This is a genomic window from Vogesella sp. LIG4, from assembly GCF_900090205.1.
Classification (GTDB): domain Bacteria; phylum Pseudomonadota; class Gammaproteobacteria; order Burkholderiales; family Chromobacteriaceae; genus Vogesella.
In genome coordinates this window covers 878,361-898,351 of sequence record NZ_LT607802.1, presented here as the reverse complement: position 1 = coordinate 898,351, position 19,991 = coordinate 878,361, and the positions used below count along the sequence as shown (strand labels likewise).

The 19,991-nt window shown below is 63.2% G+C and carries 18 protein-coding genes; 14 read left to right on the top strand and 4 right to left on the bottom strand.

Going from position 1 to position 19,991, the window contains the following annotated elements:
• Nucleotides 1-23: 23 nt before the first annotated feature.
• From murC to lpxC, 6 genes are all read left to right on the top strand, one after another.
• Nucleotides 24-1,418, top strand: coding sequence for a UDP-N-acetylmuramate--L-alanine ligase (gene murC / locus PSELUDRAFT_RS04290; protein ID WP_088965665.1), 1,395 nt, complete (start codon nt 24-26; stop codon nt 1,416-1,418).
• 50 nt (nt 1,419-1,468) lie between these two features.
• Complete coding sequence (locus PSELUDRAFT_RS04285; RefSeq protein ID WP_088965664.1) at nt 1,469-2,380, top strand: D-alanine--D-alanine ligase; 912 nt, start codon at nt 1,469-1,471, stop codon at nt 2,378-2,380.
• A 19-nt stretch (nt 2,381-2,399) separates the two neighbouring features.
• Nucleotides 2,400-3,101 carry a cell division protein FtsQ/DivIB gene (locus PSELUDRAFT_RS04280; protein WP_231895302.1) on the top strand — a complete coding sequence of 234 codons (702 nt, stop codon included), beginning with the start codon at nt 2,400-2,402 and terminating at the stop codon, nt 3,099-3,101.
• A 41-nt stretch (nt 3,102-3,142) separates the two neighbouring features.
• Nucleotides 3,143-4,354, top strand: coding sequence for a cell division protein FtsA (gene ftsA / locus PSELUDRAFT_RS04275; protein WP_197693968.1), 1,212 nt, complete (start codon nt 3,143-3,145; stop codon nt 4,352-4,354).
• A 129-nt stretch (nt 4,355-4,483) separates the two neighbouring features.
• On the top strand, nt 4,484-5,671 hold the full coding sequence (gene ftsZ, locus PSELUDRAFT_RS04270; protein ID WP_088965662.1) for a cell division protein FtsZ: 1,188 nt from the start codon (nt 4,484-4,486) through the stop codon (nt 5,669-5,671).
• Between the two features lie 97 nt (nt 5,672-5,768).
• The gene (gene lpxC, locus PSELUDRAFT_RS04265; protein WP_179947588.1) at nt 5,769-6,680 is read left to right on the top strand and encodes a UDP-3-O-acyl-N-acetylglucosamine deacetylase; all 912 of its coding nucleotides are present in this window, start codon (nt 5,769-5,771) and stop codon (nt 6,678-6,680) included.
• 57 nt (nt 6,681-6,737) lie between these two features.
• Here the strand turns inward: lpxC and PSELUDRAFT_RS04260 are convergent, their stop codons facing one another.
• Nucleotides 6,738-7,313: a CNP1-like family protein gene (locus PSELUDRAFT_RS04260; RefSeq protein ID WP_088965660.1), complete on the bottom strand. Its 576-nt coding sequence runs from the start codon at nt 7,311-7,313 to the stop codon at nt 6,738-6,740.
• A complete protein-coding gene (locus PSELUDRAFT_RS04255) occupies nt 7,310-8,083 on the bottom strand; it encodes an NRDE family protein (protein WP_088965659.1) in 774 nt (257 codons plus the stop codon). Before PSELUDRAFT_RS04255 ends, PSELUDRAFT_RS04260 begins: the two co-directional genes overlap by 4 nt.
• Nucleotides 8,084-8,156: 73 nt before the next feature.
• Here PSELUDRAFT_RS04255 and PSELUDRAFT_RS04250 point away from each other — a divergent pair, with 73 nt between their 5' ends.
• The 7 genes from PSELUDRAFT_RS04250 (at nt 8,157) to oppF (ending at nt 15,492) form a co-directional block, all read left to right on the top strand.
• Nucleotides 8,157-8,387, top strand: coding sequence for a sulfurtransferase TusA family protein (locus PSELUDRAFT_RS04250; protein ID WP_088965658.1), 231 nt, complete (start codon nt 8,157-8,159; stop codon nt 8,385-8,387).
• A gap of 55 nt (nt 8,388-8,442) precedes the next feature.
• Entirely contained in the window at nt 8,443-9,474 is a 1,032-nt protein-coding gene (pyrC, locus tag PSELUDRAFT_RS04245) for a dihydroorotase (RefSeq protein ID WP_088965657.1), read from the top strand.
• 236 nt (nt 9,475-9,710) lie between these two features.
• A complete protein-coding gene (locus tag PSELUDRAFT_RS04240) occupies nt 9,711-11,312 on the top strand; it encodes a peptide ABC transporter substrate-binding protein (protein ID WP_231895301.1) in 1,602 nt (533 codons plus the stop codon).
• A gap of 341 nt (nt 11,313-11,653) precedes the next feature.
• A complete protein-coding gene (gene oppB, locus PSELUDRAFT_RS04235) occupies nt 11,654-12,574 on the top strand; it encodes an oligopeptide ABC transporter permease OppB (RefSeq protein ID WP_088965655.1) in 921 nt (306 codons plus the stop codon).
• A 21-nt stretch (nt 12,575-12,595) separates the two neighbouring features.
• Nucleotides 12,596-13,504, top strand: a complete 909-nt coding sequence (locus PSELUDRAFT_RS04230; protein ID WP_088965654.1) for an ABC transporter permease subunit — start codon at nt 12,596-12,598, stop codon at nt 13,502-13,504.
• 10 nt (nt 13,505-13,514) lie between these two features.
• A complete protein-coding gene (locus PSELUDRAFT_RS04225; RefSeq protein WP_088965653.1) occupies nt 13,515-14,513 on the top strand; it encodes an oligopeptide/dipeptide ABC transporter ATP-binding protein in 999 nt (332 codons plus the stop codon).
• A complete protein-coding gene (gene oppF / locus PSELUDRAFT_RS04220) occupies nt 14,506-15,492 on the top strand; it encodes a murein tripeptide/oligopeptide ABC transporter ATP binding protein OppF (protein ID WP_088965652.1) in 987 nt (328 codons plus the stop codon). The genes PSELUDRAFT_RS04225 and oppF overlap by 8 nt, the downstream gene beginning before the upstream one ends.
• A 102-nt stretch (nt 15,493-15,594) precedes the next feature.
• Here oppF and PSELUDRAFT_RS04215 read toward each other — a convergent pair whose 3' ends face one another.
• Together PSELUDRAFT_RS04215 and secA are read right to left on the bottom strand one after the other, a co-directional pair.
• Nucleotides 15,595-16,416 (bottom strand): CPBP family intramembrane glutamic endopeptidase, encoded by an 822-nt coding sequence (locus PSELUDRAFT_RS04215; RefSeq protein WP_088965651.1) that lies wholly within the window; start codon nt 16,414-16,416, stop codon nt 15,595-15,597.
• A 63-nt stretch (nt 16,417-16,479) separates the two neighbouring features.
• On the bottom strand, nt 16,480-19,188 hold the full coding sequence (secA, locus tag PSELUDRAFT_RS04210) for a preprotein translocase subunit SecA (protein WP_088965650.1): 2,709 nt from the start codon (nt 19,186-19,188) through the stop codon (nt 16,480-16,482).
• A gap of 207 nt (nt 19,189-19,395) precedes the next feature.
• Here secA and PSELUDRAFT_RS04205 point away from each other — a divergent pair, with 207 nt between their 5' ends.
• A complete protein-coding gene (locus PSELUDRAFT_RS04205) occupies nt 19,396-19,821 on the top strand; it encodes a DciA family protein (protein WP_157725013.1) in 426 nt (141 codons plus the stop codon).
• The last annotated feature ends 170 nt before the right edge of the window (nt 19,822-19,991 follow it).

The window sequence follows — 19,991 nt, the reverse complement described above, 5'->3', positions numbered from 1 at the left end:
GGGACCTTGCAAGAGAAGACACAATGAAACATCGAGTCAAACACATTCACTTTGTCGGCATCGGCGGCGTGGGCATGTGCGGCATCGCCGAGGTGCTGCTGAACCTGGGCTACACCGTGTCCGGTTCCGACATGGCCGACAACGCTGCCACCAAGCGCCTTGCCGAGCAGGGCGCGCGCATTCATTTCGGCCACGACGCCACTTATATCCAGGGCGCCAACGTGGTGGTGACCTCCACCGCGGTGAAGGCGGACAACCCGGAAGTGATGGAAGCACAGGCACGCCATATCCCGGTGATTCCGCGCGCGATGATGCTGGCCGAGCTGATGCGCTTCAAGCAGGGCATCGCCATTGCCGGCACCCACGGCAAGACCACCACCACCAGCCTGACCGCTTCGGTGCTGGGTGCGGCCAACCTTGACCCGACTTTCGTGATCGGCGGCAAGCTCACCGCCGCCGGCACCAATGCCCGCCTGGGCAGCGGCGAATACCTGGTGGCCGAGGCCGACGAATCCGATGCCTCCTTCCTGCACCTGCAGCCGGTGATGGCGGTGATCACCAATATCGACGCCGACCACATGGACACCTACGACCACAGCTTCGACAAGCTGAAGCAGGCGTTCATCGATTTCGTGCACCGCCTGCCGTTCTACGGCCGCGCCGTGCTGTGCGTGGATGACGAGCACGTGCGCAGCATCGTGCCGGCGCTGAAAAAACCGGTAACCACCTACGGCCTGGACGACAGCGCCGACATCTACGCCGAAAACGTGGTGGCCGACGCCGGCCGCATGCATTTCGACGTGGTGGTGAAGGCAGAAGGCGTGCGTTTCGCGGTGACGCTGAACATGCCGGGCCGCCACAACGTACTGAACGCGCTGGCCGCCACCGCCATCGGCCTGGAATGCGGTGCCGACGTGGCCGCCATCCAGCAGGGCCTGGCCGAGTTTGCCGGCGTGGGCCGCCGTTTCCAGCGCTATGGCGAGGTGCCGGCGCAAGAGGGCGGCAACTACACCCTGATCGACGATTACGGCCACCACCCGGTGGAAATGGCCGCCACCCTGGCCGCGGTACGCGGTGCCTTCCCGGGGCGCCGCCTGGTGCTGGCGTTCCAGCCGCACCGCTACAGCCGTACCCGCGACCTGTTTGAAGACTTCGTGAAAGTGCTGTCCACCGTGGATACGCTGCTGCTGGCCGAGGTGTACGCCGCCGGCGAGGCGCCCATCGTGGCCGCCGACGGCCGCGCGCTGGCACGCGCGGTGCGCGTGGGCGGCAAGGTGGAGCCGCTGTTCGTCGAGCAGATCACCGACATGCAGCAGGTCATCAGCGATATGGCACGCGACGGCGACGTGGTGGTCACCATGGGCGCCGGCTCCATCGGCGGCATCCCGGCCAAGCTGGTGGCCGCCGCCAAGGCATAACGGAACAGCAAGTTGGCCGCAGGCAAGACAGGCGGCAGCAAGGAAGCAAGATGAAGCAGTTTGGCAAAGTGGCAGTAGTGATGGGCGGCAGCTCGGCAGAGCGCGAGATCTCGCTGATGAGCGGCGGCGGCGTGCTGGCCGCGCTGCAGAGCAAGGGCGTGGACGCGCACAAGTTCGACCCGGCGGAACAGCCGCTGTCGGCGCTGCAGGAGCAGGGCTTCGCCCGCGTGTTCAACATCCTGCATGGCCCGTTCGGCGAGGACGGCACCCTGCAGGGCGCGCTGGAAGCCATGGGCATGCCCTACACCGGCTGCGGCGTGCTGGCGTCGGCCATCTGCATGGACAAGTGGCGCACCAAGCTGCTGTGGAAGGGCGCTGGCCTGCCGATTCCGGCCTTCGAGCTGCTGAACGACGACAGCGACTTTGCCGCCATCGAACAGCAACTGGGCCTGCCGATCTTCGTGAAGCCTTCCACCGAAGGCTCCAGCATCGGCGTGACCAAGGTGAAAAACGCGGGCGAGCTGAAGGCCGCCTACGAGGAAGCACGCAAGTACGACAGCATCGTGATCGCCGAGCAGTTCATCGGCGGCGGCGAGTACACCTGTGCGGTGATCGACGACAAGGCCTACCCGACCATCAAGATCGAGCCGGCCACCGAGTTCTACGACTACCAGGCCAAGTACTTCCGCGACGACACCGTGTACCGCTGCCCGTCCGGCCTTGCGCCAGAGCTGGAGCAGCGTGCGCGCGAGCTGGCGCTGCAGGCCTTCCGCGTACTGGGCTGCCGTGGCTGGGCGCGAGTGGATTTCCTGATGGACGAGCAGGGTGGCATCTACCTGCTGGAAGTGAATACCAATCCGGGCATGACCAGCCACAGCCTGGTGCCGATGGCGGCACGGGTTGAGGGTCTTTCTTACGAAGATCTGTGCGTGAAGGTGCTGGCAGCTGCTCATGTGGGATAACCATGCAGTACTGCGGGCGGTGGCCAACCTGCTGCTGACCGCATCGTTGTTGATGTTGCTGTATGCCGGGGGCTACTGGCTGACTCATGCGCCGCTGTTCCCGGTGAAACGGATCCACATCGGTGGGGAAGTGAACAAGGTGACGCCGGTGCAGTTGAAGTACATCGCGCAGAACGAGCTGACCGGCACGTTCTTCACGCTGGACATCAACAAGACCCGCGCGGCGTTCGAGAAGCTGCCGTGGGTGCGTGAAGTGCAGGTGCGCCGCACCTGGCCGGACCGCCTGGACATCGCGGTCAGCGAACACGTGGCGCTGGCGCGCTGGGGCGATTCGGGGCTGATCAGCACCGAGGCGCGCTGGTTCGATGCCGCCAGCGACCAACCGCTGCCGGTGCTGTTCGGCCCGGCGGCAACGGAAAAGGAAATGGTGAAGATGCTGTTGGCCGCAAGGCAGCAGCTGGCACCGATCCATCTGCAACCGGTGCGGCTGTGGTTGTCGGAACGCAAGGCGTGGCGGATGGAATTGGACAACGGGATAACGCTGGAACTGGGTAGCGGCCCGGTCATGGAACGGCTGGGACGCTTCGTGCTGAACTGGCCCAAGAGCCTGGCCAAGCTGCCCTACCACATCACGTATGTGGACTTGCGGTACCCCAACGGATTCGCCGCGCGGATGCCTGATTTCAAGGCACCGCCGGTGGCAGGAAAAAAGAAGCTTTGAGCTTGGAGCGACAGGTGAGCAAACCTAAGGAAAGCAAGAACATGCTGGTCGGCCTGGACATCGGCACGTCGAAGATCGTGGCGATCGTGGCGGAAGTGCTGGAAGACGGCCAGATCAATATCGTCGGCATGGGCCAGGTGCCCTCGCGCGGCCTCAAGCGCGGCATGGTGGTGAATATCGAATCCACCGTGCAGGCGATCCAGCGCGCGCTGGAAGAGGCCGAGCTGATGGCCGACTGCAAGATCAACGAAGTGTTCACCGGCATTGCCGGCAGCCACATCAAGAGCGTGAATTCGCACGGCATGGTGGCGATCAAGGACCGCGAAGTGATGCAGATGGACATCGACCGCGTGATCGAGACCGCGCGCGCGGTGTCGATTCCGCCGGATCACCAGGTGCTGCACATCCTGACCCAGGAATACAGCATCGATGGCCAGGAAGGCGTGCGCGAGCCGCTGGGCATGAGCGGCGTGCGGCTGGAAGCCAAGGTGCACATCGTCACCGGCGCGGTATCCGCCGCGCAGAACGTGGCCAAGTGCGTGCGCCGCTGCGGGCTGGAAGTGTCCGACCTGGTGCTGCAGCCGATGGCCTCGGCCAACGCCGTGCTGTCCGAGGACGAGCGCGAGCTGGGCGTGTGCCTGATCGACATCGGCGGTGGCACTACCGATATCGCGGTGTACGCCAACGGCGCCATCCGCCATACCGCGGTGATTCCCATCGCCGGTGACCAGATCACCAACGATATCGCCATGGCGCTGCGTACCCCGACCAAGGAAGCCGAGGACATCAAGATGCAGCACGGTGTGGCGCTGGTAGGCCTGGCCGACCCGTCGCAGATGATTGAAGTGCCGGGCGTGGGCGAACGCGGGCCGCGCCAGATGTCGCGCGCCACCCTGGCCGAAGTGATCGAGCCGCGGGTGGAAGAGCTGTTCCAGCTGGTGCAGCAGGAACTGCGCCGCAGCGGCTTCGAGGAGGTGCTGTCCTCCGGCATGGTGCTGACCGGTGGCGCCAGCCTGATGCCGGGCATGGTGGAACTGGCGGAAGAAGTGTTCCACATGCCGGTGCGCATCGGCGTACCCAAGTATGTAGGTGGCTTGTCGGAAGTAGTGAAGAACCCGCGCTTCTCGACCGGCGTGGGCCTCCTGCTGTACGGCAAGGACCAGATGCAACCCCGCGCGGGCCTCAAATCCGATGGCGCCGGCGTAGGGCAGATGTTCCAGAAGATGAAGGCGTGGTTCGCCGGCAACTTCTAAGCGTTTATCCACGATCCGGCGAGCTGGGCGGTTCGACGCAGTATCGCCCTAGCGCAGCAGGTCGTGAGCAGTACACGTTACACAGGTAAGTAGTCCGTCAATAGCTCATCTTTTTACAGGAGAGGAAAAATGAGCGGCATGGTATTCGAAGTAATGCAAGAGACTGCCAACGCGGCAGTGATCAAGGTGATCGGTGTAGGCGGTGGCGGCTGCAACGCCATCGACAACATGATCGACAGCAAGGTATCCGGCGTGGAATTCATCTGCGCCAATACCGATGCACAAGCCCTGCAGCGCAATAAATCGGCGCTGAAACTGCAACTGGGCAACAACCTGACCCGCGGCCTGGGCGCTGGCGCCAACCCGGAGGTTGGCCGCAGCGCCGCCCTGGAAGACCGTGAACGCATCGCCGAGATGCTGCGTGGCGCCAATATGGTGTTCGTGACTGCCGGCATGGGCGGCGGTACCGGTACCGGCGCTGCACCGGTAGTGGCCGAAGTGGCCAAGGAACTGGGCATCCTCACCGTGGGCGTGGTTACCCGCCCGTTCGAACACGAAGGCCGCCGCACCCGCGTGGCCGGCGATGGCATCGACCTGCTGAAGAAGCACGTGGATTCGCTGATCGTGATCCCGAACGAGAAACTGATGGCCGTGCTGGGTGAAGACGTCACCATGCGCGAAGCCTTCCGCGCCGCCGACGACGTGCTCAAGGGCGCCGTGGCCGGTATCTCGGAAGTGATTACCTGCCCGGGCCTGATCAACGTCGACTTCGCCGACGTACGCGCGGTGATGGGCGAAATGGGCCTGGCCATGATGGGTTCCGCCTACGCTTCCGGCATCGACCGCGCCCGCGTGGCCGCCGAGCAGGCCGTGGCCAGCCCGCTGCTGGACAACATTACCCTGGAAGGTGCGCGTGGCGTGCTGGTGAACATCTCCACCGCCCCGGGCTGCCTGAAGATGAGCGAATACCGCGAGATCATGAGCATCATCCGTCAGTACGCCGACGAAGATGCCCAGGTGAAATTCGGTACCGCCGAAGTGGAAGACATGCCGGAAGACACCATCCGCGTGACGCTGATCGCCACCGGCCTCGGTCAGAAGCCGCAATCCGGCCGCACCGAGCGCCCGGACTACATCAAAGTGCTGAAGACCGGCACCGACAATGTCGCCATGGAAGTGAACTACGCCGATCTGGAAGCCCCGGCAGTGATTCGCGGTGGTCGCAACCGCCGTGCACCGATGTCCGCGGACTTTTCCGATCCGGAAGTAAGCGAGTCCTACGACATTCCGGCCTTCCTGCGCAAACAGGCTGACTGATAGTTCCTGCTTATTGAAGGCGGCGGATGAATCAATCAGGGCGTGAAAAGCCCTGTGATAAAATTGCCGCAATCAATTTGTCAGGGATGTATTCATGATCCTGCAGCGCACGCTGAAACAGACGATCAGCGCAACCGGCGTTGGCCTGCATTCCGGCGAGCGGGTGAAACTCACCCTGCACCCGGCTGCGCCCGACACCGGCATCGTCTTTCGCCGCACCGACCTGCCCGAGCCGGTCGAGGTGGCGGTACAACCGTCGCTCGTGAACGACACGCGCCTCTCCTCGACGCTGGTGACTACCACCGGCGTGCGTGTCGGCACGATCGAGCATTTGATGTCGGCTTTTGCAGGGCTGGGCATCGATAACGTGGTTGTAGATGTAACGGCGGCAGAGATTCCCATCATGGATGGCTCTGCCGCACCGTTCATCTTCCTGTTGCAGACGGCTGGCATCGAGGAACAGGCCAGGCCGAAGAAGTTCATCCGGGTGAAAAAGCCGGTGGAAGTGGTAGAAGGCGACAAGTGGGTAAAACTGCTGCCGCACGAGGGCTTCAGCGTGGAGCTGTCGATAGAATTCAACCACCCGGCATTCAACCGCGCACCGCAGAAGGTGCACATCGATTTCGCCTCGCGCTCGTATATCGACGAGATCAGCCGCGCGCGCACTTTCGGCTTCATGCACGAAGTGGAATACATGCGCCAGCACGGCCTGGGGCGTGGCGGCAACCTCAATAACGCCATCGTGATCGACGATGAGTACGTACTCAATCCGGAGGGGCTGCGTTTCCCCGACGAGTTCGTGCGCCACAAGATACTGGATGCGATCGGCGACCTGTACATCGTCGGCCATCCGCTGATTGCCGCTTTCAGCGGCCACAAATCGGGCCATGCGCTCAACAACAAGCTGCTGCGCGTGCTGCTGGATACCCCGGACGCCTGGGAGTTCGTGTCCTTTTCGCAGCCGGACGAGGTGCCGTCCAGCTTCCACCGCCTGCCGGAAGTGCTGTAACGCCAGATACCATGAAAAAAGCCGCGAGGATGTCGCGGCTTTTTTCGTGAGCTGGGCTCAGTCCTTGATCTTGTGCGGCTTGTCCAGCGGGGTGGAGCGGTCGATGCCGCCAGCCCGGTTCAGGTTGACCAGGATCTCCTCGCGGTTGGGCGGGGTCCAACCCTTGGGGCACATGGCTTCCACCAGGCTGCGGCGCAGCATGTCGGCATCGGTCAGGTGCCGCCAGGTGCCGTTTTGCGATTCGATCCAGCGCTTGTTGACGGTATCGCCAAAGGCGTAGATGCGCAGGTTGCGCTGCATGCAATGCAGGCCTTCACGGCTGATGTTGTCGATGCCGCTGCTGCTCTGCTGGCGCAGGGTATAGCGGACCACTTCATCATCACCGCGCTGCAGGTCGTCAATGCCGATGAAAATCTTGCCGCGGATACTGGCCGGCATCGGCAATTCCACCCATTTCACGGCTTCCGGAAAGGGGGGCAGTGCTTGCTGGCCTTCCTGCCAGGCCGGGCCTTCCTGATAAGAGTTGAAACGGCTGGTCCGGTCAGGGCGGTCCTTGGCCATGTCGGCATGGGCAGGGTTGGCCGCAGCGGCCAGCAGCAGCGAAAGGGTCAGGGTACGAGCAAGCTGTTTCAAGGTGTTGTCCTGGTTTGTCCGATACGCAGCTGGTAGCGGCGGCGCCCGGTTTCGCGACCGCCCATGCCCCAGCTGATTTCGGAAAAGCTGACCTCGCCACGGGCGGCGACGGTCAGCAGGGAAGAGGCGCGCGTACCATAGTCGCGGCCTACGATAAAAATCGGCGACAGCATTTTTTCCATCGCCAGACCGACGCCGGTATTGGGAAGTTCCGCCATCTCGGCCGCGGTGCTGTCGCTCAGCCAGGGCAGCACTTCCGCCTCCTGCGGCGGCCGGCGCAGGCTCTGCATGCGCGCGCGCAGGCGTTCGCACTTGAACCAGGGCGTGTCCATGTCGGCGTTGGACAGCAGGTGGATGCCGGGATTGACGCGGTTGAGCATGCCGCTGCGGCTGTTGAAGTGCAGCAGGTCATTGTAGGGGCCGAACAGCAGATTGAAGGCACCGAACTCGTGACGGTGTTCACGCAGCCACTGGGCATAGGCCAGCGTGTCCTCGTCGCCGCTGACAAAGCGCTGCACCAATTCGCCGCGCGAGCGCGCGCCGGCTTGCGGGCGGCCGTCGCGGATGTGGGTAACCGCTGCCAGGCGGCCGCGGGTGTCGATGGCCAGCCAGCTGCCGCCGGCCTGCAGGTCGCGCCCACCCAGGGTTTGCGGCTGGTCCTGCCAGAACGCCAACGGCTCGGCCGGGCGGCGGTAATACTCGTCGCGGTTGGCGAGCAGCACCAGCGGGCCGAGGGCTGCAGTCTTGTAGGCGAGGGCAATGACGCACATGGCTGGGGTTTTGCGGGAAAGCTCATTTAAAATGACCGGTTTATTGTAGCGACTAAGCGAGCAGGGAGCGACTATGCAAGCAGATCAACAGCTGGATCTTTCCGGTCTCAATTGCCCACTACCGATACTGCGCTCCAAGAAGGCGCTGGCCACCATGGACAGCGGCCAGGTGCTGTCGGTGCTGGCCACCGACCCGGGCGCCCCCAAGGATTTCGAGGCGTTCTGCCGCCAGACCGGCAATACCCTGCTGGAATCCTCCGTGACCGCCGAAGGCAAGTTTCTTCTCGTTGTCCGCCGCAAGTAAGGCTTGCGGCCAACGTTTTACCGGATTCGCCCCATTAGAAAGTGAAAGGCCCGACATGAAACTCACCATTACCCGCCCGGACGACTGGCACCTGCACCTGCGCGACGGCATTGCCATGCAGGCGGTGCTGCCGGATACCTGCCGCCAGATGGGCCGCGCCATCGTGATGCCCAACCTGAAGCCGCCGGTGACCACCGTGGAAGCCGCCGCCGCCTACCGCGAGCGCATTCTGGCCGCGCGTCCGGCCGGCAGCCATTTCGAGCCGCTGATGACGCTGTACCTGACCGAGACCACCACCGCGGAAGAAGTGCGCAAGGCCAAGGCCAGCGGCTTCGTGCACGGCATCAAGCTGTATCCGGCCGGTGCCACCACCAACTCCGATGCCGGCGTGCGCGACGTGGCCAATGCCATGGTGGCGCTGGAAGCGATGGCGGAAGTGGGCATGCCGCTGCTGGTGCACGGCGAAGTGACCGACCCGAGCGTGGACGTGTTCGACCGCGAAGCGGTGTTCATCGATACCGTGTTCGCACCGCTGATGCAGCGCCTGCCGCAGCTGCGCGTGGTGTTCGAGCACATCACCACCCGCCAGGCGGCGGAGTACGTGGCCGCCGCGCCGGACAACGTGGCCGCCACCATCACCGCCCACCACCTGCTGATGAACCGCAACGCGCTGTTCACCGGCGGCATCCGCCCGCATCACTACTGCCTGCCGGTACTGAAGCGCGAAGTGCACCGCGAGGCACTGGTCGCCGCCGCCACCAGCGGCAGCAGCAAGTTCTTCCTGGGTACCGACAGCGCGCCGCACGCACGCAACACCAAGGAGGCCGCCTGTGGTTGCGCCGGCATGTACACCGCCAACGCTGCCATCGAATTGTATGCCGAAGCCTTCGAGCAGGCCGGCGCGCTGGACAAGCTGGAAGCGTTCGCCAGTTTCAATGGTCCGGCATTTTATGGCCTGCCACGCAATGCCGATACCATCACGCTGGTGAAAGAAAGCTGGCAGCTGCCGGCCACGCTCGCCTATGGTGAAGAAGAACTGGTGCCGCTGCGTGCCGGAGAGCATGTTCACTGGCGATGCCTGCCATGAGTGGAACTCATGCCTTGGCATGAAAATGGTGTGTTTACCACATTTCTATGAATGAAATGCCACGCATCCATGCGGGTTTAGCCAGAAAACCGGGTTTTCGTACTTGTAGCAGCTATGTCTGCTGTGCATAATGGCTCCGCTTTTGCGTACTGTATACACACAGATTGTTTTCAGAACGACCTGCGCCGTGCAGGTCGTTTCTTGTTCAAGGAGAGCAGGAGAATATGAAAAAAGCGATGACTTTCAGCGTCGTAGCCGCTTCCGTTGCCATGGCCCTGGCTGCACCGGCTTTTGCCGCCAAAGTGCCGGCAGGCGTACAGCTGGCTGCCAAGCAGGAGCTGATCCGTAACAACGGTTCCGAAGCCGAATCCCTGGACCCGGCACTGGCCGAATCCGTGGGTGCCAACAACATCGCCCGTGACCTGTTCGAAGGTCTGACCGCTACCGACGCCGACGGCAAGGTAGTGCCGGGTGTGGCCGAGTCCTGGAAACAGACCGACCCGACTACCTGGGTATTCAAGCTGCGCAAGACAGCCAAGTGGTCTGACGGCTCCAGCGTGACCGCTGACGACTTCGTATACGGTATCCGTCGCTTCCTGGATCCGAAAACTGCCTCTCCGTACGCTACTACCTACGGCATTTTCCTGCTGAACGGCAAGGAAGTTGCTGAAGGCAAGAAACCGCTGGCTGAAGTCGGCGTGAAAGCCATCGACAAGTTCACCCTGGAAATCAAGACCCCGTACCCGGTAGCCTTCATGCCGGAACTGGTGTCCAACACCCAGCTGGGCCCTGAGCCGAAAGCCGCCATCGAGAAGTTCGGCAAGGAATGGACCAAGCCGGGCAAGCTGGTCAGCAACGGTGCTTTCGTGCTGAAAGACTGGATGGTGAACAGCAAGCTGATCATCGAAAAGAGCCCGACCTACTGGGACAAGGGCAATGTACAGCTGACCAAGGTCACCTACCTGCCGGTTGAAGACGGCTTTGCCGACGTGAAACTGTTCCAGTCCGGCGAAAACGACTGGGTTTACCAGCTGCCGCCTGACACCTACGCCAAGTACAAGACCGAACTGCCGAAGGATATCCGCAACGCGCCGATGCTGGGCCTGCGTTACTACTCCTTCAACGTGAAGGATCCGCTGCTGAAGGACGTGCGCGTGCGCAAGGCGCTGTCCATGGTGATCGACCGTGACATCCTGTCCGCCAAGATCACCGCCGACGGCCAGGTTCCGGCCTACAGCGTGATCGTACGCGGCACCTCCGGCGCCGACGTAACCGCTTACGACTGGGCGAAATGGCCGATGGCACAGCGCGTGGCTGAAGCCAAGAAGCTGCTGGCCGCTGCCGGCGTGCAACCGGGCACCAAGATCAAGTTCACCTACAACACCAGTGAATACCACAAGAAGATGGCGATCTTCGCCGCTTCCGAGTGGAAATCCAAGCTGGGCCTGAACACCGAAATGGAAAACATGGAGTTCAAGGTGCTGCTGAAGAAGCGCCACGACCATGACTACCAGATCGCCCGTAACGGTTGGGTAGCCGACTACAACGACGCTACCACCTTCCTGGCGCTGGTTCAGTGCGACAACGACCAGAACGACAACGGCAACTGCAACCCGAAGGCAGAAGAACTGATCAAACAAGGTAACCAGACCCAGGATGCAGCCAAGCGCAAGCAGCTGTTCACCCAGGCTACCAAGATGATCATGGACGACTACCCGATGCTGCCGCTGCTGCAGTACACCGTACCGCGTCTGGTCAAGTCCTACGTTGGTGGCTACTCCACCAAGAACCCGATGGACCGCTACCGCAACAAGGACCTGTACATCATCAAGCACTAAGTGGCTGTGCACGATCTGCAGCGCGTTGGCGATACAGCGTTAAAAACGCCTTCGGAATGCTCATTTACTTTGTGTAAATTCCGCTTCCGCAGCCATTTTTGCCTTGTTTCGCCCTAGCTCGCGAGATCGTGTACATACCAAGTGCCTGATGCAGAGCGGGGAGGCGCAGCTTCCCCGCTGTCCAAGGCCGGGCCCGTATCACGGATGCCCGGCTTGTTTATAGTTGTTAGTAGTGTGTCGGTGTGTCTGGTGCCTGCTGTCTTCACAAGAGACAGGCGAGTGCAGCCTGGCTGTCGCTCCACCGACCGGACACTCGCCCCCCCGACTTGGAGTACCCCTCTATGTGGTCTTACGCTTTTCGCCGCGTACTGATGACGATTCCCACGCTGTTGCTCGTCATCACCGTCTGTTATCTGATGTTGCATGCCACCCCGGGTGGCCCGTTCGACAGCGAACGCAAGGTGTCCGAGGCCGTGCTTGCCAACCTGCAAGCCAAATACCACCTCGACCTGCCGCTGTGGCAACAATACCTCTATTACCTGAAGAGCCTGCTGCAGGGTGACCTGGGCGCCTCTTTCCGCTACGCCGACTGGAGCGTGAACGACCTGGTGGCCAATGCGCTGCCGGTATCGCTGGCCATCGGTGGCGGCTCGCTGCTGATCTCCGTGTTCATCGGTGTTGGCCTTGGCATCATTGCCGCCCTGCGCCAGAACAGCATGGTCGACTACCTGGTGATGCTGATCGGCAACCTGGGCAGTGCCTTCCCGTCCTTCATCATCGGCCCGGTGCTGATCATGGTGTTCGCCATCTGGCTGAAGGTATCGCCGGCCGGTGGCTGGAACGATTTCCAGATCGCCTACATGCTGCTGCCGATGGCGCTGCTCACCTTCATCAACGTGTCCACCATCGGCCGCGTGATGCGTGGCAGCCTGATCGAGGTGCTGAACTCCAACTTCATCCGCACCGCCAAGGCCAAGGGCCTGCCGCTGCGCACCATCGTGTTCCGCCATTCGCTGAAGCCGGCGCTGATGCCGGTGGTGTCGGTACTGGGCCCGCTGGCGATTTCCTCCATCACCGCCGCGGTGGTGACCGAGTCGGTGTTTTCCCTGCCAGGTCTTGGCAAGCTGATCGTGAACGGTGCGGCCAACCGCGACTACACCCTGGTACTGGGTCTGGTGGTGCTGGTTACCGTGGTGGCCGTAGTGCTCAACCTGCTGGTTGACCTGGCCTACGCCCTGCTTGATCCGAAGATCCGCTACTAAGCGCTACGAGGAATACCGAACATGTTGTCCCGCAAAAAACAGCAGGCCGCGGCAGAATCGATTGCCGCCAACGTGGCCGTGGATGGCCGCAGCCCGTGGCGCGATGCCCGCGACCGCTTTTTCCGCAACAAGGCTGCCGTACTGAGCCTGGTCATCCTGACCGTCATCACCCTGGCCTGTATCTTCGGCCCGCTGCTGCTGTCGCACAGCTATGAAGATACCGACTGGAACGCGATGAGCATTCCGCCCACCCTGGTGAACAGCCACTACTTCGGCACCGACGAACTGGGCCGCGACCTGCTGGTGCGCTGCCTGATCGGTGGCCGCATCTCGCTGATGGTGGGCCTGCTGGCCACCATCGCCTCGGTGACCATCGGCATCGTCTGGGGCGCCACCGCCGGCTTCCTCGGCGGCAAGGTGGATACCCTGATGATGCGTATCGTCGACATGATGTACGCCGTGCCCTACCTGCTGATCGCCATCCTGATGGTGACCCTGCTGGGCCGCGAGTTCTACCTGGTGGTGCTCACCATCACCGTGTTCTCGTGGATGGACATGGCGCGCGTGGTGCGCGGCCAGACGCTGTCCATCAAGTCCAAGGAATACATCGAGGCCGCCCGCGCCATCGGCGTTTCCACCGGCAGCATCATTTTCCGTCACGTGGTGCCGAACCTGCTGGGCATCGTGGTGATCTATACCACCGTAACCGTGCCGGGCGTGATCCTGACCGAATCCGTGCTGTCCTTCCTGGGCCTGGGCGTACAGGAGCCGATGACCAGCTGGGGCGTACTGATCGAAGACGGCACCAAGGTAATGGAAACCACGCCGTGGATCCTGCTGTTCCCGGCTGGCCTGCTGTCCATCACCCTGTACTGCGCCAACTATATCGGCGACGGCATGCGCGACGCGCTGGACCCGAAGGATCGTTGAGGAGCACACCATGAGCCTGTTGCAAGTAAAAAACCTGGGGGTACAGTTCCAGACCCCCGATGGCTACGTGTATGCCGTCAACGGAGTGAACTTCGAGCTGGAAAAGGGCCAGACCCTGGGTATCGTCGGTGAATCCGGCTCCGGCAAGAGCCAGAGCGTGCTGGCGATGATGGGCCTGCTGGCCAAGAACGGCAAAACCACCGGTGAGGCGCTGTACAAGGGCAAGAACCTGCTGGCGATGAGCCCGAAGGAGCTGAACCAGATCCGCGGCGACCGCCTGTCGATGATCTTCCAGGACCCGATGACCTCGCTGAACCCCTACCTGACGGTAGAGCGCCAGATGACCGAGGTACTGCAGCTGCACAAGGGCATGACCCGTCGCGAAGCCAGGAAGCGCGCCATCGAGCTGCTGGAAGCGGTGCGCATTCCGGAAGCGGCACGCCGCATCGACATGTACCCGCACGAGTTTTCCGGCGGCATGCGCCAGCGCGTGATGATCGCCATGGCCCTGCTGTGCGAGCCGGAAGTGCTGATCGCCGACGAACCGACCACCGCGCTGGACGTGACCGTGCAGGCGCAGATCCTCAGCCTGTTGAAGGATCTGCAGCGCGACTTCGGCACCGCCATCGTCATGATCACCCACGACCTGGGTGTAGTGGCCGGCCTGTGTGAAAAAGTGATGGTGATGTACGGTGGCCGCGTGATGGAGTACGGCAAGGCCGACGACATCTTCTACCACCCTACCCACCCGTACACCATCGGCCTGCTGGGCGCACTGCCGCGCCTGGACCACGAGGGCGACACCCTGGTGAGCATCCCCGGCAATCCGCCGAACATGGCGCACATGCCCAAGGGCTGTCCGTTCTCCGAACGCTGCGCGCATGCCGACGCGCACTGCGCGGCCGTGCTGCCGACGCTGGAAGCCGCCAGCAACAACCCGTCCGTGCTGCGTGCCTGTCACAAGCCGGTAGCTGAACTGCAGATCATCAAGGAGAAGGCGCATGTCTGAACGCAAGCCCATCCTGTCGGTCCGCGACGTCAAGGTGCACTTCCAGGTGAAGAGCAACAACGCCTGGCCGTGGACCCCGAAGAAAACCCTGAAAGCGGTCGATGGCGTCAGCTTCGACCTGTACGCCGGTGAAACCCTGGGCGTGGTCGGCGAATCCGGCTGCGGCAAGTCCACCCTGGCCCGCGCCATCCTCAACCTGCACCCGGCCAAGTCCGGCGAAATCGTGTGGATGGGCAAGGACCTGACCAAGGGCAGCGAGAAGGACTGGCTGGCGGTGCGCAAGGATATCCAGATGATCTTCCAGGATCCGCTGGCCTCGCTGAACCCGCGCATGAACATCGGCCAGATCATCGGCGAGCCGCTGCGCGTGCATCGTCCGGAGCTGTCCTCCGCCGAGGTGGACAAGCGCGTGCGCGCCATGATGGGCAAGGTCGGCCTGCGCGAGCAGATGATCAACCGCTACCCGCACGAGTTCTCCGGCGGCCAGTGCCAGCGTATCGGCATCGCCCGCGCGCTGATCCTGGAGCCCAAGCTGATCATCTGTGACGAGCCGGTATCGGCGCTGGACGTATCCATTCAGGCGCAGATCATCAACCTGCTGAAAGAGCTGCAGCGCGAGATGGGCCTGGCGCTGATCTTCATCGCCCACGACCTGGCGGTGGTGAAGCACATCTCCGACCGCATCCTGGTGATGTACCTGGGCCGCGAGATGGAGCTGGCCGAGAAGTACGCGCTGTACGACGCGCCCAGCCACCCGTACACCCGCGCACTGCTGTCGGCGATTCCGATTCCGGACCCGAAGCTGGAAAAGAACAAGCAGATCCAGATTCTGCAGGGCGACCTGCCCAGCCCGATGAATCCGCCGTCCGGCTGTGTGTTCCGTACCCGCTGCCCGCTGGCGCAGGAACGCTGCAGCAAGGAAGAGATCGTGCTGCACCCGGTGAGCGACAAGTCGCAAAGCTCCTGCCTGCTGGTGTAAGCCCAAGGTTGGCCGCAAGGCCGGCCCGGCATGCAAAACCCCGCTGCGGCGGGGTTTTTTCATGGCGGCGGCCGGGTAGGCGGCCAACCTTGCAGACGGTGATTATTGCAGCTGCGGGTAGCTCAGCAGCGCCAGGTGCAGGCTGTTGAAGCCGACATGGGCGAGTATGGCCCAGCCCAGCCGGCCGCCGGCACGGTAGACCAGCGCATAGGCCATGCCGGCCAGGCTGGCGCACAGCACCCACAACGACCCGCCGGCGGCATGGGCCAGACCGAACAGCAGGCTGCAGACCAGCATGCGTGCCAGCGGCGTCCAGCTTGCCGGCAGCAGCTGCGGCAGCGCGCGGCGGAACAGCGCTTCCTCGGCCAGGCAGGTGAACAGCAGGTTGCCGATCAGCCAGAACGGCCACCACGCCGGCCATTTCACATCGATGTGCACCAGCCCCAGCAACAGCGCGGCGGCGACGGCCAGCGCCAGCAGCAGGGCAGCCAGTGCCAGCTGCGGCCAACGTTGGCCGCAGGGTCGCGGCTGCCATTCGGCGTAGAGCAGCAACAACAGGCAGCCGCCCAGCGCCTTGTCCAGGCTCCAGCGCAGCAGCAGCAGGCTGCTGTCCGGCGCCAGCCGGCCTTGCCACAGCGTGATGCCGGTAAAGCCCGGCAGCAAGTGCAGGCCCAGCGCCAGGGCCAGCAGCCACAATATGGCCAGTACGGGAGTGCTTGCCCGCACCTGTTGCCACTGGAGCAGGGCAGCCGCCAGCAGCAGTGGTGGCAGCGCCGGCAGGCTCAGCCAGCTACCCCACAGTGCTGCCGGCAGGCTGGCGCCCAGCAGCAGCAGGCCGCTACGGCGCTGCGCGCCCAGCAGCATCAGGCTGGCGGTGGCCAGCAACAAAACGGCGGGCCAGGCGGAGGCGGGGAGAGTGGGCATGGTTTCCCTGCGGCAATAAAAAACCGCCAACCCAGGTTGGCGGTTTCGTTAGCGGGAGCCGGTTCAGACCAGCTTGCCGTGGCACTGCTTGTAGCGCTGACCGCTGCCGCACGGGCAGGGGTCGTTGCGGCCAACGCGGATGCCCTGGGCGGCCAGTGCTTCCGGCGAGTAGGGGTTGCCTTCCTCTTCGGCGGCCGGGGCCAGGTCGTCGTGGTGCATCTCGATGTCTTCCACTTCGTGCGGGAACACGGTGTCCAGGTCGGCATCGCTGCGCACCTGTACCGTCATCAGCACGGTAACCACGCTGTGCTTGATGCGGTCCAGCATGGCGGAGAACAGCTCGAAGGCTTCGCGCTTGTATTCCTGCTTCGGGTTCTTCTGCGCATAGCCGCGCAGGTGGATGCCCTGGCGCAGGTGGTCCATGGCGGCGAGGTGTTCTCGCCAGGTGTTGTCCAGCATCTGCAGCACCAGGCCGTGTTCGAACTCGGCCATCTGCTCGGCACCGACCATGGCCACTTTCTCGGCGTATACCTTGGCGGCGTGGTCGAGCACGCGTTGCTTGATGTCCGGAATATCCAGCGTCTGTTCGGCCTTCAGCCAGTCGGCAATCGGCAGCTGCAGCAGGAATTCGCCTTCCAGCGCGCGTTCCAGCCCGGCGATGTCCCACTGTTCTTCCATGGAATCCGGCGGCAGGTGCAGGTCAACCAGGTCGGACAGCACGCTGTCGCGCATATTGGTGACGATGTCGGACGCGTCCTCGTCTTCCAGGATCTCGTTGCGCTGCTGGTAGATCACCTTGCGCTGATCGTTGGCCACGTCATCGTATTCCAGCAGTTGCTTGCGGATGTCGAAGTTGCGGCCTTCCACCTTGCGCTGGGCGTTTTCGATGGAGCGCGATACCCACGGGTGCTCGATGGCCTCGCCTTCCGGCATCTTCAGCTTGTCCATGATCATCGCCACGCGTTCGCCGGCGAAGATGCGCAGCAGCGGGTCTTCCAGCGACAGGTAGAAGCGGCTGGCGCCCGGGTCGCCCTGACGGCCGGAACGGCCGCGCAGCTGGTTGTCGATACGGCGCGATTCGTGGCGCTCGGTACCGATGATGTACAGGCCGCCGGCGTTCAGCACCGCCTCGTGGCGGGGCTTCCAGTCGGCGCGGATGTTCTCGATGCGCGCTGCCTTGTCGATGCCGGACAGCGACTCGTCGGCTTCCACGGCCTTGATCTGCGGTTCCGGGTTGCCGCCCAGTACGATGTCGGTACCGCGGCCGGCCATGTTGGTGGCCACGGTGATCATGCCCGGCGCACCGGCCTGCACTACGATCTCGGCTTCGCGGGCGTGTTCCTTGGCGTTCAGCACGTTGTGCGCCAGGCCGGCCTGGGTCAGCAGCTGTGACACGATTTCCGAGTTCTCGATGCTGGTGGTGCCCACCAGTACCGGCTGGCCGCGCTCCACGCATTCCTTGACGTCGTGAATGATGGCGTTGTACTTCTCGCGCGCCGAACGGTAGATCTTGTCCTGGTGATCCTTGCGCACCATCGGGCGGTTGGTCGGGATCACCACGGTTTCCAGCGCGTAGATGTTCTGGAATTCGTAGGCTTCGGTGTCGGCGGTACCGGTCATGCCGGACAGTTTGCCGTACAGGCGGAAGTAGTTCTGGAAGGTGATCGAGGCCAGGGTCTGGTTCTCGCGGTTGATCTGCACGCCTTCCTTGGCTTCCACCGCCTGGTGCAGGCCGTCGGACCAGCGGCGGCCGGCCATCAGGCGGCCGGTGAATTCATCCACGATTACCACTTCGCCGTCCTGCACCACGTAGTGTTGGTCCAGGTGGAACAGCGCGTGCGCCTTCAGCGCGGCGTTCAGGTGGTGCATCAGGGTGATGTTGGTGGCGGAGTACAGGCTGTCGCCTTCGGCCAGCAAGCCCATGCGGGTCAGGATCTGCTCGGCGTGCTCGTGGCCTGCTTCGGACAGCAGCACGCTGTGCGCCTTCTCGTCCACCCAGTAGTCGCCTTCGCCTTCCTCGGTTTCCTGCTTGCTCAGCAGCGGCGGCACCGCGTTCATGGTGCGGTAGGTGTCCACGTTGTCTTCGGCCGGGCCGGAGATGATCAGCGGGGTACGTGCCTCGTCGATCAGGATGGAGTCCACCTCGTCCACCACGGCGTAGGCCAGCTCGCGCTGTACCTTCTCGTCCATCGAGAACACCATGTTGTCGCGCAGGTAGTCGAAGCCGAATTCGTTGTTGGTGCCGTAGGTGATGTCGCAACCGTAGGCTTCCTGCTTCTGGTCGTGCTCCATCTGCGACAGGTTCACGCCCACGGACAGGCCGAGGAAGTTGTACAGCTTGGCCATGATGCCGGCGTCGCGGCTGGCCAGGTAGTCGTTGACGGTGATGACGTGCACACCCTTGCCGCTCAGCGCGTTCAGGTACACCGGCAGGGTACCCACCAGGGTCTTGCCCTCGCCGGTACGCATTTCGGCGATCTTGCCCTGGTGCAGCACCATGCCGCCGATCAGCTGCACGTCGAAGTGGCGCATGCCCAGCACGCGGCGCGAGGCTTCGCGACACACGGCGAAGGCTTCCGGCAGCAGGGCATCCAGGCTTTCGCCCTTGCCGTTGCGCTCGCGGAACTCGGCGGTCTTGGCGGCCAACTGCTCGTCGGACAACGCTTTCATCGCGTCTTCCATGCCATTGATTTGGGCGACAGTCTGGCGGTATTGCTTGAGCAGTCGATCGTTGCGGCTGCCGAATACTTTCTTGAGAAGCGACGGAATCATCTTGTGGACATCCAGCGGCCAACGGCCGAATCGAAAAATGGGCCAAAGTTTAACACAGGCGAATCCCCATTTAATGGGGGCGACTTTGTACCTAATCAAGTGCTGTGCCAACAGGCAGGGCAGAAACCGTATCCCGAACGTGGTGACAGGCACGGCGGGCGGGCATTTGGGCTACACTGCAGGCCGATTGTTACGTCTTGTATGCACATGAGCAGCCAACTCTTCAGCCACTTCGGCAAGAAGGACCAGCAACTGGCCGACCTGACTGCCGCCGCGCAGGCCATCCTGACGCTGGACCGCGCCTTCAAGCGCCTGCTGCCCGGCCGCCTGGCCGAGCAATGCCAGGTGGCCTGCGTGCGCGGTGGCGAGCTGGTGGTGTTTGCGCACAACAGCACCGTGGCGGCACGGCTGCGCCTGCTGGGCAACAGCGTGGTGGCGCCGCTGGCGCGCCAGGGCTATCCGCTGAGCACGCTGCGGGTGAAGGTGCTGCCCACGCCGCCGCGGCAGCCCAAGCAGAAATCCTTTTCCCTGTCCGAAGCCGGCATCGACGCCTTCGCCCGCGCCGCCAGCGAGGTGCGCAACCCGGTGGTGCGCGGCGCGCTGCAAAAGTTGTTGCGCCACCACAAGGGCTGAAAGCCCGTCGCCGACGCCTGCCATTACCCTGTCATCCCCCGGTGGCACAATTCACCGGCCGGTACGCTTGTTGCAAGACCGCCGGCACAGGTAAGCTGCCCGCCAGCGGCCGCAGAGCCGCATCGAGCCTAAATGCGAGCAATAGTCAACTGGCTCAGCCACCAGGGATA